17 protein-coding genes are annotated in these 16,750 nt (G+C 59.1%); 6 read left to right on the plus strand and 11 right to left on the minus strand.

Going from position 1 to position 16,750, the window contains the following annotated elements:
* Both ACEVJK_RS13395 and ACEVJK_RS13400 read left to right on the plus strand, forming a co-directional pair.
* Positions 1-960 (plus strand): hypothetical protein (locus ACEVJK_RS13395; RefSeq protein WP_374740788.1); only part of this gene is annotated, 960 nt, incomplete at its 5' end.
* 165 nt (positions 961-1,125) lie between these two features.
* Entirely contained in the window at positions 1,126-1,800 is a 675-nt protein-coding gene (locus tag ACEVJK_RS13400; protein ID WP_262669995.1) for a hypothetical protein, read from the plus strand.
* Positions 1,801-2,028: 228 nt separating this feature from the next.
* On the opposite strand, the gene ACEVJK_RS13405 is transcribed toward ACEVJK_RS13400, so the two are convergent.
* From ACEVJK_RS13405 to ACEVJK_RS13455, 11 genes are all read right to left on the minus strand, one after another.
* On the minus strand, positions 2,029-2,838 hold the full coding sequence (locus ACEVJK_RS13405) for an Mrp/NBP35 family ATP-binding protein (RefSeq protein ID WP_186853380.1): 810 nt from the start codon (positions 2,836-2,838) through the stop codon (positions 2,029-2,031).
* Positions 2,839-2,948: 110 nt separating this feature from the next.
* Complete coding sequence (locus tag ACEVJK_RS13410) at positions 2,949-5,249, minus strand: penicillin-binding transpeptidase domain-containing protein (protein WP_374740789.1); 2,301 nt, start codon at positions 5,247-5,249, stop codon at positions 2,949-2,951.
* A 34-nt stretch (positions 5,250-5,283) separates the two neighbouring features.
* Positions 5,284-5,796, minus strand: coding sequence for a rod shape-determining protein MreD (locus ACEVJK_RS13415; RefSeq protein WP_147573473.1), 513 nt, complete (start codon positions 5,794-5,796; stop codon positions 5,284-5,286).
* A gap of 41 nt (positions 5,797-5,837) precedes the next feature.
* Positions 5,838-6,680, minus strand: coding sequence for a rod shape-determining protein MreC (gene mreC, locus ACEVJK_RS13420; protein ID WP_147573472.1), 843 nt, complete (start codon positions 6,678-6,680; stop codon positions 5,838-5,840).
* A complete protein-coding gene (locus ACEVJK_RS13425; protein ID WP_262670005.1) occupies positions 6,677-7,276 on the minus strand; it encodes a nucleoside triphosphate pyrophosphatase in 600 nt (199 codons plus the stop codon). The genes mreC and ACEVJK_RS13425 overlap by 4 nt, the downstream gene beginning before the upstream one ends.
* Before the next feature lie 36 nt (positions 7,277-7,312).
* Entirely contained in the window at positions 7,313-8,164 is an 852-nt protein-coding gene (locus ACEVJK_RS13430) for a DUF2262 domain-containing protein (RefSeq protein ID WP_374740790.1), read from the minus strand.
* 57 nt (positions 8,165-8,221) lie between these two features.
* Positions 8,222-8,671, minus strand: a complete 450-nt coding sequence (gene dut, locus ACEVJK_RS13435; protein WP_186853376.1) for a dUTP diphosphatase — start codon at positions 8,669-8,671, stop codon at positions 8,222-8,224.
* 24 nt (positions 8,672-8,695) lie between these two features.
* A complete protein-coding gene (locus tag ACEVJK_RS13440; protein WP_366461180.1) occupies positions 8,696-9,955 on the minus strand; it encodes an acyl-CoA reductase in 1,260 nt (419 codons plus the stop codon).
* Positions 9,952-11,076 (minus strand): acyl-protein synthetase, encoded by a 1,125-nt coding sequence (locus tag ACEVJK_RS13445; RefSeq protein WP_374740791.1) that lies wholly within the window; start codon positions 11,074-11,076, stop codon positions 9,952-9,954. Before ACEVJK_RS13445 ends, ACEVJK_RS13440 begins: the two co-directional genes overlap by 4 nt.
* Positions 11,077-11,097: 21 nt before the next feature.
* Entirely contained in the window at positions 11,098-13,182 is a 2,085-nt protein-coding gene (locus ACEVJK_RS13450) for a DUF3656 domain-containing protein (protein ID WP_374740792.1), read from the minus strand.
* Between the two features lie 68 nt (positions 13,183-13,250).
* On the minus strand, positions 13,251-13,562 hold the full coding sequence (locus tag ACEVJK_RS13455) for a cell division protein ZapA (RefSeq protein WP_147573465.1): 312 nt from the start codon (positions 13,560-13,562) through the stop codon (positions 13,251-13,253).
* A gap of 413 nt (positions 13,563-13,975) precedes the next feature.
* Between ACEVJK_RS13455 and ACEVJK_RS13460 the strand changes: the two genes are divergently transcribed.
* The 4 genes from ACEVJK_RS13460 (at position 13,976) to ACEVJK_RS13475 (ending at position 16,714) form a co-directional block, all read left to right on the plus strand.
* Positions 13,976-14,914 (plus strand): DnaD domain protein, encoded by a 939-nt coding sequence (locus ACEVJK_RS13460; protein ID WP_374740793.1) that lies wholly within the window; start codon positions 13,976-13,978, stop codon positions 14,912-14,914.
* Positions 14,915-14,918: 4 nt separating this feature from the next.
* The gene (locus ACEVJK_RS13465; RefSeq protein WP_186853370.1) at positions 14,919-15,923 is read left to right on the plus strand and encodes an ATP-binding protein; all 1,005 of its coding nucleotides are present in this window, start codon (positions 14,919-14,921) and stop codon (positions 15,921-15,923) included.
* A 59-nt stretch (positions 15,924-15,982) separates the two neighbouring features.
* Positions 15,983-16,153: a hypothetical protein gene (locus ACEVJK_RS13470; protein WP_240286580.1), complete on the plus strand. Its 171-nt coding sequence runs from the start codon at positions 15,983-15,985 to the stop codon at positions 16,151-16,153.
* A gap of 132 nt (positions 16,154-16,285) precedes the next feature.
* Positions 16,286-16,714 carry a CBS domain-containing protein gene (locus ACEVJK_RS13475; RefSeq protein WP_147573462.1) on the plus strand — a complete coding sequence of 143 codons (429 nt, stop codon included), beginning with the start codon at positions 16,286-16,288 and terminating at the stop codon, positions 16,712-16,714.
* The last annotated feature ends 36 nt before the right edge of the window (positions 16,715-16,750 follow it).

Below are 16,750 nucleotides of genomic sequence, written 5' to 3' on the forward strand. Positions count from 1 at the left end.
GCGGTTACGGCGAATAGAGGGGCCAGTAGTGGCCCCTCTTCTGCCAGTGGCGCTATTAACGGTATCGCTAACAATATATCTAAGATTTCAGGCATCACCAGTGCTAACAATGCGTGGAGCGCTCAACAGGCTGAGGAGTTGAGAAAATGGCAAGAAGCGCAGACCGACAAGGCTATGAAATACAATTCCCAGGAAGCGGAGAAAAACAGGTCGTGGCAGGAATACATGTCCAGCACGGCCCATCAGAGGGAAATAGCCGATTTGAAAGCTGCTGGTTTGAATCCGGTATTAAGTGTGATGGGTGGCAACGGCGCGAGTGTTACCAGTGGTGCGACTGCGTCTTCCTCCGCTCCAAGTGGGGCGATGGGAAGCACGGACACTTCCGGGAGCTCTGCTCTTGTCAATTTGCTAGGCGCAATGCTTACAAGTACCACCGAACTCTCGAAGATGTCAACATCGGCCTTGACAAACCTAGCGGTAGCTGATAAGTATAACAGTGTAAATAAGTATCTGGGTGAGCTTAGTTCTGCTACTCAGTTGAAAGGCTATCAAATCAGCGCACAGACGGCCCTTAGCACGGCTAATATCTCGGCCGCCGCCCAGCGTTACGTTAGCGATAATAACCTGAAAGGCAGTCTCGCACAGGCCGCCGCTACAAAAATTAGTGCCGCTATCCATGCGGAAGCCAGTAAGTATGCTGCCGATAAAGGCTATCTTTCTAGTGAGAATGTCGCTAATATTAACGCCGCTGTTAATAAAGAGCTAAAGGAGATGGGAATTAAGTCTGACTTTAGTATGGCTTATTATTTTCCGGATAATCCTTTTCAGTTTAGTGGTAGTGTTTTGGATAAGACTATTGGTAATGTTTTTAGTAAAGATTTGACTATTGGTTTAGATGATATTTTCAGTGAGTTAGGTATGTCTCGCAATTCCGCCCGTGGGGGCGGTTTTAGTAAGTAAGCGTTAGCACTCGTGCCCATTCCTCTTGATATAATGGGCACGAGTGACAGCAAAGGAGGTAAATACATGAAGTGGATAGAGAGACTGGCTAAGTTGATTTTCTTTCTAATTATGTTTCAAGTTGCTTTGTTGTTGTTGAATATGTGTGCTGGAGGTTTAGCTTAGATGCCTTGTTATCAACCCCTCTGGGCTATCCCGGATATCAACCCCCGCACAGGTAAGCCCTACCTGACGAAGAACGGTAAGACTAAGTATCATATCTTTGGTTCTGAGAAGCCGCTCCTTGACGACCCCCACTTGATTACAATTCCCTGTGGGAAGTGTATTGGTTGCCGACTGGAGTATTCACGCCAGTGGGCAAATCGTTGTCTGCTTGAAATGAAAGAGCATGATTCAGCCTACTTTGTGACTTTGACCTATAATGACTGGCACGTTCCTATTTCCCATTATATCGACCAAACGACAGGGGAGTTTTGCGATGTTCAAACTCTGCGGAAGCGTGATTATCAGTTATTCATGAAAAGGTTGCGATTTGCCTTCCCAGACCAGCAAATTCGCTTCTATGCGGCCGGAGAATATGGGCCAAAGACGTATAGACCTCATTACCATGCTATCCTGTTTGGCCTAAAATTGGACGATCTGGAGCCTTATGGAATGTCCGACCAGAACTATCCTTACTATTGGTCAAAAAGTTTGCAAAAAGTATGGGACGAAGGAGAAAACTTGCAAAACCTTTATGAAAAAGTTGAGAAAAAGCCTTTACAAGTCTACCAAAATGTGCTACAATACATACAAGGATGCAAGGAAAGTATAACGCCCCTTGCAAAGCAAAAAAGGTGAGGAAAACCCGCTAAGAGAAAATAAAAAAGGGCGTTTTTTCAAAGAAAAAGTGCCCTTGGTAGACATCTGGTAGACACCCAGAAAATGGAAAAGCGGGAAAGCCACGTTTCCCAGCGCTTTCCCGCTTTTTTTGGTAGACATTTGGTAGACATAGCGCGCCTACCAGAAAAAAACGCCGGTCCATAGGACCGGCGGACAAAGGGATTCTGTATGACATTTTACTTGACCTTAGCCATCCAGGCGGGCCGCAACGTCTTCCAAATAATTCCGTTCGACCTGTTCAATCTTTCCGGTGTCAAAGGCGGCGGCAAGGCTGGGATCAATAGGCAACTGGGCCAGCACAGGAATCTCCAGTTCCATTGCCACTTTTTCCAAATGGCTGTCCCCGAAAATCGCGTGCTTCTTGCCGCAATCAGGACACTGAAAATAGCTGTAATTCTCTACCAGCCCAAGGACGGGAATATCCATCATCTTGGCCATATTTACAGCCTTTGTCACGATCATGGATACTAGATCCTGGGGAGAAGTGACGACAATAATACCGTCCACGGGAAGGGACTGGAAAACAGTTAGAGGCACGTCGCCAGTGCCGGGGGGCATATCCACGAACATATAGTCCACATCGCCCCAGACCACTTCCTGCCAGAACTGTGTGACTACGCCGGCAATGACGGGTCCACGCCATACCACGGGGTCCGTTTCATTTGCGGTGAGCAGGTTCAGGGACATGAGCTTGATGCCGCCGGCCGTAACGGCGGGGTCGATGCCGGCGTCGCTTCCTGTGGCCTTCTCATGGATGCCAAAAGCGGTTGGGATAGAGGGGCCGGTGATATCGGCATCTAAGATGGCTACCTTACGGCCCTTTCTGGCCATAGCGACGGCCAGACTAGCGGTGACGGTGCTCTTGCCGACGCCGCCTTTCCCGCTGACAACGGCGATGACCCGCTTTACACTGGACATGGCGTTGGCAGGGACACGCATATCCCGGGAGGAGCAATCGGCGTTGCAGCTGGAGCAGTCATGAGTACATTCAGACACTTGGAACATCTCCTTACAATCATACGGGCCGGGCCCGAGTATAGTCGTTCTCTCAAAGTGTACCCCTTTTCTCTCCGCCCGTCAAGACAGAGGCAAAAAAGGACCGGAAACTACCGGATCAAAGTATTTTCCATGGGGATCTCATCCATGCTGCCCTTGGTTGAGAAGTAATAGGAGAGAATATCGGCTGCCATGGCGCCCAGTTCTGAGCCGCTTCCGCCGTGTTCCACCACCATGGCCAAGGCGATCTCCGGGTCATCATAGGGGGCGAAGCAGACGAAAACGGCATTGGACTCCGTCTGGGCGCTGACCTGGGCGGAGCCAGTTTTGGCGCCCACCTGGACAGGCAGGTCCTGAAAGTAGCGGCGTACCGAGCCGTCAGTGGTCAGGGCCAGCATACCGGCCTTGACCGCCTCCAGATTTTTGTCCTGTATTTCGATGGTGCTGAGGACCTCCGGCTCATAGGTTTCCACGATTTGGGAGTAATCGCTGGATTTGATTTCCTTCAGCAGGTGGGTGGGCTTTCGGGTGCCTCCATTGACCAGTGTGGAGATATAGCTGGCAAGCTGGATAGGGGTAAATTGGCTGCTCTCCTGGCCGATGGCCACAGATAGGACCGAGCCCTCGTACCAGGTCCCGCCCATGCTCTCAGTATATTCGGGGCCAGCCATGACGCCTGAGGACTCCTCCAGCTCAATGCCCGTCTTTTGGCCAAGGCCAAAGCGGGTGGCGTAGTCTACCAACAGGTCGATGCCAAGCCGCCGTCCCACGTCGTAGAAAAAGTAGTTGCATGATACCTCGATAGCCTCGCTGACGTTGATGAGCCCGTGATACTTGCCGTACTGGCGGTAGTACCAGCACTGGGGAGGAGTGCCGGGGTAGTAGGTGTAGCGGCCCAGGTCCCGTATTTGGGAGTCGGGAGTGATAATGCCCTCCTCCAGTGCTCCGATAGCGGTGACCATCTTAAAGGTGGAGCCGGGGGCGTAGGTGCCTGTAAGTGCCCGGTTGACCAGGGGAGTGAGGGGATCTGTAGAATTTTTCTCCCAGTCACGGGAGTAGTTGGCCAGGTCGAAGGTAGGGTAGGAGGCGGAAGCCAATACATCAAAGCTGTTTACATCCAGCACCACGCAGGCCGCGCCCTCCACCTCCTCACTGACCAGATTGGGCAGGGAGGAGGCCAGAGTGTCCTCCACCTTTTTCTGCAGGTCAATATCGATGGTGAGCACAATATTGTCCCCTGGCTTTGGCTCGGTGATCCAACTCTCTGACAAGATCTTTCCGCTGGTGTTCCGATCCACGGCCCGGATCCCTGGGGTACCCCGCAGGAAGGACTCGAAGGCCTTTTCTACCCCCTCCTTACCTACGGTATCGTCCATCTCGTAGTCGGGCTTACCGTCCCCGTCCTCGTCCAGCGAGGTATAGTATTCCACCTCTGAACGGTTCATCAGTCCTACCCGCCCTAAGATGTGGGCGGCATACTGGGTGTGGTACTGACGGACGGTAGTGGGCTCGATGACCACTCCAGGCAGAGAGAGCTCTTTGACACGGGAGATGAAATCGATATCCACGCCCTCGGCAAAGACATAGGGAGTCCAGGTGACCTCACGGGAACGCAAGTACAGCTCATACAGCAGTCCGGCGATGGCCCGGGCATCTGCCGGGTCCATGTCTCCGATATTCAGGTCGGGCACCGCCTGCCCGGATGCCTCCGCAGACTTCTTGTCCACAGCGCCCTCGCCTGCGATTTCAAAGCTGGCGCACATTTTACCAAGCAGCTGCCGGGCGGTAGGAAGTGAGCTATCCTTCTCCTGCACTGGTGTCTGGACCTCTTTCTGGGGCGTCTCTCCAGTAAAAAATCCGGTGATCCTGTCCCAAAGCCCAGGCTCCTCCTGCTGTACAGGGGCTGTTTCTACTGGCTCGGGCTCTTTGGTGGGGTCGGTGATCCATTTCATTTTGACAGCCAACTGGCCCAGGCGGGTCAAAGTCTTAGAAGGGGTCCCGTCCTCATTTTGTGAGAGGGTAAAGTAGGGGGACTGCTCAGTGAACACAAAGGGCTCATCGGCGGAGATGGGCAGGGTGTCGCTCCATTCTACCCCAGAGGCCCGAGCCGCGTGGACGAGGGACAGAAGGGTCGCGTTGCGCTCCTCCGGCTCCTTTCCCATGTGATCCAGGTCCAGCGTCACCTGGTAGACCACCCGATTAGACACCAACACACGGCCATTTCGGTCCAGAATGTCTCCCCGGTCTGCTTCGACTATCTGGGTTTCTGCGATCTTGTTCTGAGATCGCTCATACAGCGCCTCACCCTGATTGATCTGGAGGTCGTACAGTGTGGCCCCCATGGCGGTAAGACACAGGGAAAGGAGCAAGGCGATGCACAGGACCCGGCGATGAAATTGTTTTACATCCATGGAATACCTCCATCCTGGAGAAGAAAAGGGCGAATCAGGCCAGCTTGGTCCCGCCCACCCGGCGAAATATGGCCCGGAACAGGAGATAGACTACCGGAGTCCAGGCCAAGGAATAGAGAAATTCGGGCACGGCCACCTGGAGCAGCGCCGGGAGGGAGGCCGCGTGGGTGATGAGCCCCCGCAGCACCCGCAGCAGGTCCAGCAGAGCAAGGATAGCGGCGGAACAGAGCAGGCAGCCGGGAAAGGACTGGCTCAGGGCATACTGGGCGAGGGCCCCAATGGCCATGCCGGCCAGGGCCATCCCAAGCACCAGGCCGCCAAAGCCTCCGGGGTAGGCCAGCTCCCACAGCAGGCCGACCGCCATTCCAAAGCCCGCTCCGGCATAGGCCCCCTCCAGCACCGCCACAGCGGCTGCCGCCACAGGCAGCAGCATGGGTGTTACGCCAAAGAGGGGGTACCGAGGCAGGATATAGTCGTCCAGCAGCCACAGGGGCAGCAGGCCCAGGGCATAGACAAGCCACTTGTGGATCAGGTCACGTCGGGTCAAATGAAACGCTCCTTACTGGGTAGGGCGGCCACAGGCCGCGCCTACTCCTGGATATCAAAGTCTTTGATGACGAATACCTCAACTAAGGAGGACAGGTCGGCGTCAGGGACCACCACGGCATAGCGGGTCATCCCAGAAGGGTCGGTAAAGACGCCCTCCACCTGACCCACCACCAGCCCGGAAGGATACACGTCCCCCTTGCCGGAGGTGAGCACCTCGTCCCCAGACACCAACTGAGCGCTGTGGGGGAGGTAACTCAGCTTCAGACGGCCCTGGCCCATCAGGGCAAAGTCTCCCTCCAGCACCCCGGCGCTGTACGTTCGAGTGACGATGCCCCCAATCTCAATGTCTGTGTTGATAATTGTGGAGACGGTGGACCAGTTCAGCCCCACCTTGGACACAACTCCCACCAGCACGCCGGTGGAGGTCACGACGCAGTCGCCCGCCTCCACGCCGGCGGAGGTGCCTTTGCTGATGGTCAGTGTGGATGCCCAGTTGTCAGTGGAGCGCCCAGTAACCCGTGCGGACTCAAAGACGAAGTCCTCACGTTTGGCCTGGAGGTCCAGCAGCTCCCGCAGGCGCTCGTTTTGCTTGGCGGCCTCCTGCCCCTCTCGAACCTGGTCCTCCAGCTCGGCCACCTGGGCCCGCAGGCTGTCCAGCTCCTCCTGGATCTGGCCATAGCGGAATACATAGTTATATACTCCCTCCGCCCAGTCAGCGGCGGCAGCAATGCCATTTCGTATGGGGCTGGTGACCGTGTTCACCACGTTGGACAGGGGGTCGGCATTGCCGCCCATAAAGGCGGTGCCCACCCCGATCAGAATGGTCAGCAGCAAGGCGATGATGACCAGCAGGATCCCGTTCTGGCGGAGAAAATCTTTCACGTTCCTTGCTCCTTTTTCGCGGCCATGGACAGTGTGTCCACTCCAAACCGGGCCAGCATCCGGCCCAGCCGGCAGACCGGCAGGCCCATCACATTATAGTAGTCCCCGGAGATGCCCTCTACAAGCACACTGCCGTACCCTTGGATGCCGTAAGCCCCAGCCTTGTCCATGGGCTCTCCAGTGGCCAGGTAGTGGTCGATATCCCCTTGGGACAGGGGGCGGAAGCGGACAGAGGTGGCCTCGTGCTCCGTGGCGGTCCGGCCACCGGAAAAGAGGGTGACGCCGGTGTATACCATATGTTCCCGACCGGACAGAGCGGAGAGCATTCGGACCGCCTCCTCTCGGCTGTGGGGCTTGCCCAGCACCAGCCCGCCCACAGATACCACCGTGTCAGCGGCGATGACCAGGCCGTCCGGGTGGGCGGCGGCGACTTCCGCGCACTTCTGGCGGGACAGCTCCTCCACCAGCCGGTCCGGAGACAGCGAAGGGTCCATGACCTCCTCCCCTTGCGCAGGAATGATGTCAAATTCAGCGACCCCCATCCGCTCCAGCAGCTCCCGCCGCCGGGGGGATTGAGAGGCGAGGATGATACGCATAACAAAACCCCTTGGTGAGAAAATAGGTGGGAGGATTCATCCCTCCATCTGGGCCTCCTCCGGCCCATTTGTCAGAGAGCCGGTGACGTGGATGGAGTGCCCCCAGAACAGGTCCCCGTCGTTGAACCAAAATTCGAAGGCTCCGTCCTCATAGATCTGAATGGCGTCCAGTTCCATGCGCTCCATGAACTGCTCCTGGGTGATCTCTGCCGCCTCCCGGTCCTCCTCCGCCTCCTGGGCCCAGTCGTTGGCCAGGTCAAGCAGCTTTTCCGCGGCCAAGGCCCGCACCCTCTGGTCCCACTCCTCCTGACGCTCCATCAGGGTGTGAAAATGCGTCAGACAGTCCGCCCGGTTTTCGTCCCGGTCGAAGTCCAGGCGGGCGGGCTGGCCCAGCCACTCCGCCTCAGTCTCAAACCAGCCCACCGAGCGGTTTAAGGTAAAGGTGCCCAAGCCGTCCTCCCAGAAGGATACAGGCTTTTTCTGCTCCTCCAGGATGGCTTTTAGGTCCGGATCAAAGCCCGGCTCCGGCAGGTCCAGTAAGAGGAGCCTCCGGCCATCCTCTGACACCCGCGCCGTGAACTTGATGATAAAGTCAGGCCGGACCCGCTGGCGGAGATAGTTCCGCAGGGTATCGTCGGCCAGAGAGACTAGGCTGGCCTCTCCCTGGTGGATGTCAGGGCTGTCCTCCTCCATCCAGGCGGTCAGGCCGATGCCCACCCGCCAGAGCTCCTGCTCCGGTTCTTTGACAGAGCCGAAGCCGCTGGCGTCCGTGACAGCCACAATAGACAACTCCTCCGGCAGGAAGGGGGCGGCGAACTCCTTCCACTCGTCCCTCTGTTGGGAGGGAGGCTCCTTGGGCGCTTCTTTCTTTTTGAACAGTCCAAACATACTGCTTCCTCCATGCTCGTCACACTGGGCCTGGTTAAAGGGGCCCGTGTTTGTCGCTTATTTTCCGGTAGAGCCGAAGCCGCCGGCGCCCCGCTGGGTGTCGTCCAGCTCATCCACGATTTTCAGCTCGGCCTGGACTACCGGGGTGACCATCAGCTGGGCGATGCGCTCACCGGGCTGAATGGTAAAGTCCGTGTCCCCGGAATTTTGCAGGCCCACCAGGATCTCTCCCCGGTAGTCGCTGTCGATGACGCCCACACAGTTGGCGGGGGCGATGCCATGTTTGATGCCCAGCCCGCTCCGGGCAAAGACCAGCGCCACATAGTCCGGCGAGGGCAGGGCGATGGCGATGCCAGTTGGGATGACCTTCCGGCCGCCGGCAGGAATGACCACCGCCTCCTCCATACAGGCGTGTAGGTCCATGGCCGCCGATCCGGGGGTGGCGTAGAAGGGCAGGGGGATGTCGCTCCCAATTTTAGGGGAAACTGCTTTGATCTTCAACTCCATAATTGTAAACTCCTAATCCTTTTTCTATTCGATATCCACGATGCGCACATACCGGCGCAGGGGGTGCTCCCCGTCATGTCCCGCCCCTGGAAATGGGGCGGACATAGTGCCGGCGGAGGTGATTCGGGTCAGTCCCGCCCGGACCAGAAGGGCGGTCAGCTCCTCCCGCTCCTCCGGAGGGCAGAGCAGTCCGGCGGTCTGAAGCCTTCCCTTCTGCCGCCGAAGGACAGAAAAAAGCTGGGAACGGGGCAGCCGTTTTACCAGTATGTTTCCATGGAGAGGCGACAGCTCCAACTCCTGGTCGGGACAAAGGGTGACCGAGCAGCCCCGCCCCAGAAAGACCTGGGCCCCAGTGTTTCTCACCGTCTGCTCCAAAAAATGCTCATACCCGTGGAGAGTGGCCTGGGCCGCCTGTCCGGGGGGCGGGTGACAGGCGGCGGCCGCGCGCTCCAGGATAGGCAGGAAGCTATGGCAGAACGCCCTACCATCATCCAGGCTGTCGGTGTCCAGATAAATCACCTGGCAGGAGGAGCACAGCAGCCCCCCGGTGGACAGGATATGGCGGGCCAGGGCATACCATTCCTCCTCCGGCGGACGGCCAGATACATAGGCGAAACTGAGCCGGTGGCTCCACTCAATCAGCTTGCAGCCGGCGGGAGCCATGCTCCGGGCGGCCCGGACAGCCTCATCCCCGCCCCAGGTGACGATGCCGTCCGCCAGGCTGGCCAGGACCTCCAGGGAGGTCCGGTCGGCAGAGGGGATGGAAAAGACATAGAGGTAGGGGGCCAGATCGGGCTGGGTGTCTGTCAGCAGCTTGAGCAGAGCCAGGGACAAGCCCGTATCTCCAGAAGGCAGCTTCAGCAGGTTGACGTTTCCGGTCAACAGGCCCTCCAGGGCGCTGAAGGCGGGAAGGCCCTCTATGTTGCCGGCGGCAATGTGGAGCAGGGTGCCCAGGGGCAGGACCACAGAGCGGCCAAAGGGCCGGGGGCGCTCCCCTGTCCAGAGACCGTCCAGCTCTACGGCCAGTTTATAGCGCAGGCTCTCCGACTGGAGCATGTGGCGGTACCTCCCCAGAGTATCCAGAAGCTGTGGGGTGGCAAACCGGGACAGGAGATGGTCCAGCTCTCCCTGATCCAGCCGGTCCAGCAGCGTAGCGCAGGCGTCCACGACGGCCTCCGCTTCCAAAGGGGAGGCGCTTCGGGTGTGGTTAATCTCCGCCTCCAGACCGGAGAGCACCTTTGGCAGGTCGCTGTCCGGGAGAAGGGCTCCATTGGCAAGAATCACGGCATCTCCTCCTTCCCAAGCAGTTCCGCAGCTCCGGCGGCGCAGGTCTGGATCTCCGCCAGCCCCACCCGGCCCAGGATGGTCAGATAGGGGGAGCGGAGGCCGCAGCCACATTCCTCCCCCGGCGTGAGATAGCCCAGATCATCCGTCATGACGCTGGTAGCCGGGGTAGCCCGGAGGAGGGGAGAGATCAGGTTGATCAGCCCCACCTTCCCCATGGGCAGGGGCTCCAATGTATTCACATCCCGAATGATGACGCGGGAGTAGACGGGGATGTGGAAGTGGTGCTCTTTGCAGGCGTTGAAAAAGATGGGGTGCTCTACCGCCCCGAAAAACTCATTGATATTCGCCTCTTGGATGCCCAGTATCCGACCGGCCAGGCCATAGAGGACAGGCTTTTCCACCTGCTGGGCGTAGTGCTGTTTCCAGCCTCCGGCCAGGAGGATGCGGGAGCCCTTCGGCAGCTGCGCCCGCAGGCCCAGCTCCTCCATCCGCTTCAGACCGAACCAGAGGTAGGAGGGAAAACCGATGATCCGGGTGGGAAACCGGGAACTGCCCAGCTTTTCCAGGGCCTTCGCCACATGGTCCAGGTCGGGGACATAGCCGCCGTCCCCATAGCGCAGGGCGTAGGTCCGGCTGATGGGAGGGGCAAACCAGGTCAGGCCGAACATGGTGCGGGTGACACCTGTTTTATTCTGGCGATGGGGCTGATAGCCCAGGATCACATTGTGGGCGGGCCTGGGAGAGATCAGGCCGTGCCGCCAGCCCAGGCGAAGGACCATGGGTACCTCCGCCAGGAGACAGCCCCAGTCAAAGCCCACCTGGCTGAACCTGCCGCTGGTGCCGGAGGAGGTGACCCGCATGGCCATTCGCCACCGGGGCATGGAAAAGACGGCGTGCCGCTTGTAAAACAGGGTAGGCAGGACGGGGAGCCGGGCCAGGTCAGCTATGGTCTGTATCTGCTCTGGAGAGAAGCCGATGTGGTCCGCAATGGCCCGGTACTCCGGGCAGCGGGCCATATGGAAGGCGCAGTTATCCCGCACCGCCCGAAGAAAGTCCGGGTCGGAGCCCTCCAGGTCATAGGGCTGGTGGAGCCAAAACAGGCGCTGTCGGCTGAACACGGCGTTCCCCCCTAGTCTCTGTTACTCCACGTCTCGGTAGTAGAGTCCCCGAGTATACTCATTTGGCTGGTATGACCCCTGTCCCAGATAGCGTTCCAATACCTGGGCGCACTCCATGGCGTTTTCCGTGGTAAACATCAGCCGGGCCGCCCACAGGCCCAGGCGGCCATAGTCCTGGGTCCGGTCAGCCAAAAACAGCTTTTTGGAGTTCAAGATCTCGTTGCGGCAGCCATAGGCTTGGACCACCGGGAACCGCTCCCCCTTCCGGTCGGTGAGCAGGTTCACGTTGGAGCAGGTGTGCTGGCCGGAATGGTTGTGGATAATGCAGTTTTCTGTAATCATCAAAGGTAGGCGGCCATAGGCGATGAGCTCCGTGGGAATAGCCTTAGACAGGTCCCGAATCTGGGCCAGCTTCAGCTCGAAGGAGGCGGTAGCGGAGATGAGTCCCAGCCGCTTCAGCTCTTTCATGGTCTGGCTGTTATATACCCCAAGGCCGTAGTCTCCCCGGACCGAAAAGCCCAGCTGGGCAGCCCGGCGGACAGCGCCCAGTGTGCCGGCCAGGACCTGGTCTACTCCAATGCGGCGCAGGGCAGCCAAATCTTCCTCCAGGGCCAAAGTTTCCCGGTCGCTGTACACACGGGGCATAAGGGCTGCGACGGGGACACCGGCCTCTTGGCACCGCTTCACCACCTCCGGGTGGGCAGCGCCCTGGTCGGCGGGTAAGTAGATCAGAGCAGGGGCCAGCCGCAGCAGCTCTCCACTGATCTGAGCCGCCTCCCGGACAGAAATTGTGTATACAGGCGTCCCCCTGGGATTCTCATACCGCACACCCGGCCGGAAGGGCTCCACCCTCCTCTGGGGCAGGGACTGCCGCTGGACGGACAGATCCTCCAGGGCCCGGCGGCGCAGGTCATTCAGGGCGGACAGGGGAAGGGATAGGCCCTCCTCTACTTTGGCGGTCACCTTCTGACAGGAGTAGGGGGTGCCTCCAGTGCGGGACAGCTGGCCCTCCACCTTTTCCCGTGTCAGGGGCACGTTTCGAGCCGCCTCGGGCACCGGCCCCTCCCTATGGACCATCCGGCCCTCCTTGTCCTGCACGGCGATCCGGGCTGGCTGGTCGGCCTGGATCATGGCGTATATTCTCACCGGCTCCTTCCGGTTCTCGCCGTTTTCATAGGTGGCCCGGGCCTGGGCATAGAGCTCCTTGGGCTCCTTTCCCTCCTGGCGCGTACCAAACATTTCGGGGCCCTTTTGACCCATGAAGTAGCTGTCCGTAAAGCCCTGGCGGGAAAAGACCTGCTCCAGGGCATCCAGCTCCGCCTGGGTAGGGGAGCGGCCCTCCTTCAGAGCTCTGGCGTACACACCGGTGACCACGGCCACATACTCCGGCCGCTTCATCCGGCCCTCCAACTTCAGGCAGGCCACCCCCATGTCCTGAAGCTCCTTCAGGTGGCTCACCAGGGACATATCCTTTAGAGAGAGAGGGTACTCGTCCGCCCGGCCATTCCAGCCATACTTCAGCCGGCAGGGCTGGGCGCACAGACCACGGTTGCCGCTCCGTCCCCCAATGACCGAGGAGAAATAACACTGGCCGGAGTAACACATACACAGCGCCCCGTGACCAAACACCTCGATCTCGATGGGGGAGTTCTGGCAGATATAGGCGATCTGGTCCCGGTTCAGCTCCCGGGACAGCACCACCCGGCTGATGCCCAGGTCAGCGCACTGCTTTACCCCGTCCAAAGAGTGGACGGTCATCTGGGTGGAGCCATGGAGGGGCAGGTCCGGGACGGTCTGCCTTAGCATACGCAGCACCCCCAGGTCCTGTACAATGACCGCGTCCACTCCGATGCGACTGGCGTGAGCGGCAACCTCCGCCGCCCCCGGCAGCTCCCGGTCAGTAAGCAGGGTGTTCAGAGTTAGATGTACCTTGCAGCCCCGGAGATGGCAATAAGAAACCGCCGCCGCGGCCTCTTCCTCAGAAAAATTCTTGGCGTTGCGGCGGGCGTTGAAATCTCCATATCCAAAATAGACGGCGTCGGCGCCGTTCTGGACAGCGGCCGTCACCGCCTCCATAGAGCCGGCCGGCGCGAGCAGTTCCAACATGGGATACCTCCTGGAAAATCAAAGGCACGGGACGGACACGCGGCAAAAGTCGTGTCCGCCTCCGGCGGTTATTTGCGGGTCTGAAGCTTGAAGATCTCCCGCTTGGCCTCAGACAGCTCCATCTTCAGCCGGCTGGCCTCCTCCAGATTCTCCTTGATCTGGCGGCGGAGATTCTCGGCGGCATCCTGTTCCTTGAAGTACAGGTCGGCCATATTCATGGCGGCCAGCACGGCGGCCGTCTCCTTGGGCAGCTTGTTGCTCATGATATCACGCAGCTGGCTGTCCACATAGTCAGCGCACTTGCGGACATAGGCCTCGTCCTCTACCGCCACCATGGTATACTCCTGTCCCGCGATGGTCACTACCACTTTGTTCTTCATCGGAGCTCCTCCCCTTCTTCTATCTTTTGTATGCCAAATGGGCATACGAATCCAACTTACTCATCATTATACCACAGAAGGGAACATTTGAAAAACAAATAATCCATGAATTTTTCCAAGAAGCGCCGACCCGCGGCGAACAGCGGGGATGGACCGGAGCGAGGGCGCGAAACCGAAGCCGCATAAGCGGCTGTTTCCAGCCCGAGACGGAGGGAAGCCACGCGTCGTGAGCCGGGGAGGCGTGACAACCAGAAGCGCCGACCCATAGCGAACAGCGAGGATGGACCGGAGGCCTCCGCAATTTCCTGTTTACGCCGGGCGGTTTTTGCGGTAAAATGAAGAAACACAGCCACGGTCCCTCCGCCCTGCCTCGGGTCAGGAGCGGGACTGTTTTTAGAAAGGAGGGCGGTAGTATGGCCCAAACATTGCTGCCCGGAAGCGTCCTGGCCATGACAGACCAGGCGGCTGACCGGCTGTTGAGACTGGACAGCGGCGATGCCGCCCTGCTCTATCTCCATTTTCTGCGCCACGGGGACCTGTCCCATCTGACCTGGTCCCAGCAGCGTCTGGACACAGCTCTGGACCAGTTAAAAAAGCTGGGTATGGCACCGGAGCAGCCCCCCGTCTCCGCCCCCCCTGTCCCGGAAGCTCCTCCCCCGGAGTATTCCCTAGAGGATATTACCGCCGCCCTGAAAGAAAATACATCCACCTTTCCCGCCCTGTGCGACGAGGTGGAGCGGCGGCTGGGCAAAAAGCTGTCCGCCAACGACCTGCGGTCTCTGTACACACTCTATGACCATCTGGCTCTGCCTGCCGAGGTTGTTTTGATGCTGGTGGGCTGGTGTACCGAGGAGATGGAACGAAAATACGGGCCGGGACGGCGGCCCTTCCTGTCCCAGATCAAAAAGGAGGGCTTTGTCTGGGCCCGCCAGGGCATCGATACGATGGAGCGGGCCGAGGCCCATCTCCAGCGCCTGACCCACCTCCGGGGTCGGGAGGCCCAGGTGCTCCGGCTGCTGGACATCCCGCCGCACCCCTTGGTGTCCCAGGAGCGGACTTATATCGCCGCCTGGGACGATATGGGCTTTGACGACGGGGCCCTGCGGATGGCGTATGAAAAGACGGTGCTGAAGAAGCAGTCTATGGATTGGGGCTATATGAACGGTATTCTCCGCCGCTGGCACCAGAAAGGCCTCCACACCGCCGCCGCCATCCAGGCGGGCGACCGGGACCCCAGGCCCCTGCGGGCTGGCCAGCCGCCTCAGGGGGCTCCGGCGGACCAGGAGAAGCGGACACGGGAAAACATGGAGCGGATGCGCCGTATGCTGGACCAGATGAAGAAGGAAGGGTGAACCTATGGCATATGATCCCAATGTGCTTCGCCGGGCTGTGGACCGGCTGGAAGGGGAGCGGCGCCGAAGAAGGGTGGAGCTGGACCGGCTGCGGGACAGAGCCTACGGCCGGGAGCCTCGCCTGGCCCAGTTGGACCGGCAGCTTCAGGGGACCATGGCCCAGTTGGTCGCCGCCACCCTGCGCCAGGGAGGGAACCCCGCCCAGGCGGTACGGACGGTAAAGGAAAAAAATCTGGACCTGCAGCAGGAGCGGGCTGTCCTGCTGGGCGCTATGGGACTGCCCGCCGATGCCCTGGAGGACAAGCCTGCCTGTCCTCTGTGCGGAGACACCGGCTGGAGGGGAGCCCAGATGTGCGATTGCCTGAAGCGGTTGTGTGCCCAGGAGCAGATCCGGGAGCTGTCCAAGCTGCTGGACCTAGGGGAGCAGTCCTTCGACTCCTTCCGCATCGACTATTACAGTCAGACTCCCTGGCCGAACCGGGGGATCTCCCCCCGGGAAAACATGGAGCTGATCTACGAGGTCTGTCTGAACTATGCGCAGAAGTTCGGCAGGTTCCACTACAAAAATCTGTTCCTCTCCGGCGCTCCGGGGCTGGGCAAGACCTTTTTGTCCGCCTGTATCGCCCGTACGGTGTCAGAGGGGGGACGCTCTGTGGTCTACGATACCGCGGGAAATATCTTTGCCCAGTTCGAAGCCAAGAAGTTCCTCCGGGACAGCCAGGACGGCCAGGAGGCCAGGGATGAGACCCGCCGCTATCTCAACTGCGACCTGCTGATCTTAGACGATCTGGGCAGCGAATTGACTACCCAGTTTACCCAGTCTGCTCTCTATGAGCTCATCAACTCCCGGCTGGTGGCGGGGCTGCACACAGTTATCTCCTCCAACCTGACCATGGAGGAGGCGGCCCGGCGATACTCACCCCAGATCGCCTCCCGCCTGGATGGGGAGTATCACCTGCTGGAGTTTTTCGGTGACGACATCCGCCTGTTGAAGAAAGGCAGGCTGTAATACCCTGAATTTCGAAGCGTTTTCCATAGAGAAAAAGTGATGGAAGATAGGCGGTTATCATGCGTTTCAGAAGGTCGCTGCTGCTGGTTATGGCGCTGATCGTGGGCGGCGGACTGGGCGCTGTGCTGCTGCCCAAGTTTGAACCGGTCAAGATCATTTTGTTTTTTGCCATATGCTCTGTGCTGGGTGAGGTATTTTACCGAATCGACCAGAGAATATCCAAAAAGTGATCTCTGTCCGTAGGAATGAGGGCGGCCGATTTGTCATTCGGGAGATAAATAGGATTCAGGAGACAGAATAAAAAACCGCCTTTCCGGACAAACTGGTGCAAGACCAATTTTTACCGGAAAGGCGGTTTTTACATGGAAGTAAGAGAACTGATGAATCCCAGCGTGGTCACCATCGAGCCAACCTCCTCGGCCTCCCTGGCCGCCCGGCTCATCAGCCGGCACAATGTAGGCTCACTTCCGGTCTGCTCCAGCGACGGCCGGCTGCGCGGAATGGTGACGGACCGGGATATCGTCCTGCGCTGCATCGCCGCGGAGGAGGACCCGGCCCAGACCATGGTCCGGGATATTATGACCCGGAACTGTGCCACAGTAGCTCCGGGAGATGACTGCCGGGAGGCCACCCGGCTCATGTCCACCCAGCAGGTCCGCCGGCTTCCTGTTGTTGAAAAAGGCAAGCTGGTAGGCGTCATCTCCCTGGCGGATCTGGCCCGCAGCCACCGCTTCGACATGGAGGCGTCCCAGGCTCTGTGTGAGATATCGGAGAATATAGTGGTGCGGTAAAAGCGGTAAAAAATGTGCGTCCATGTTCAGCATGGA

Source organism: Flintibacter sp. P01028, assembly GCF_041925235.1.
Lineage (GTDB): Bacteria > Bacillota > Clostridia > Oscillospirales > Oscillospiraceae > Lawsonibacter > Lawsonibacter aceti.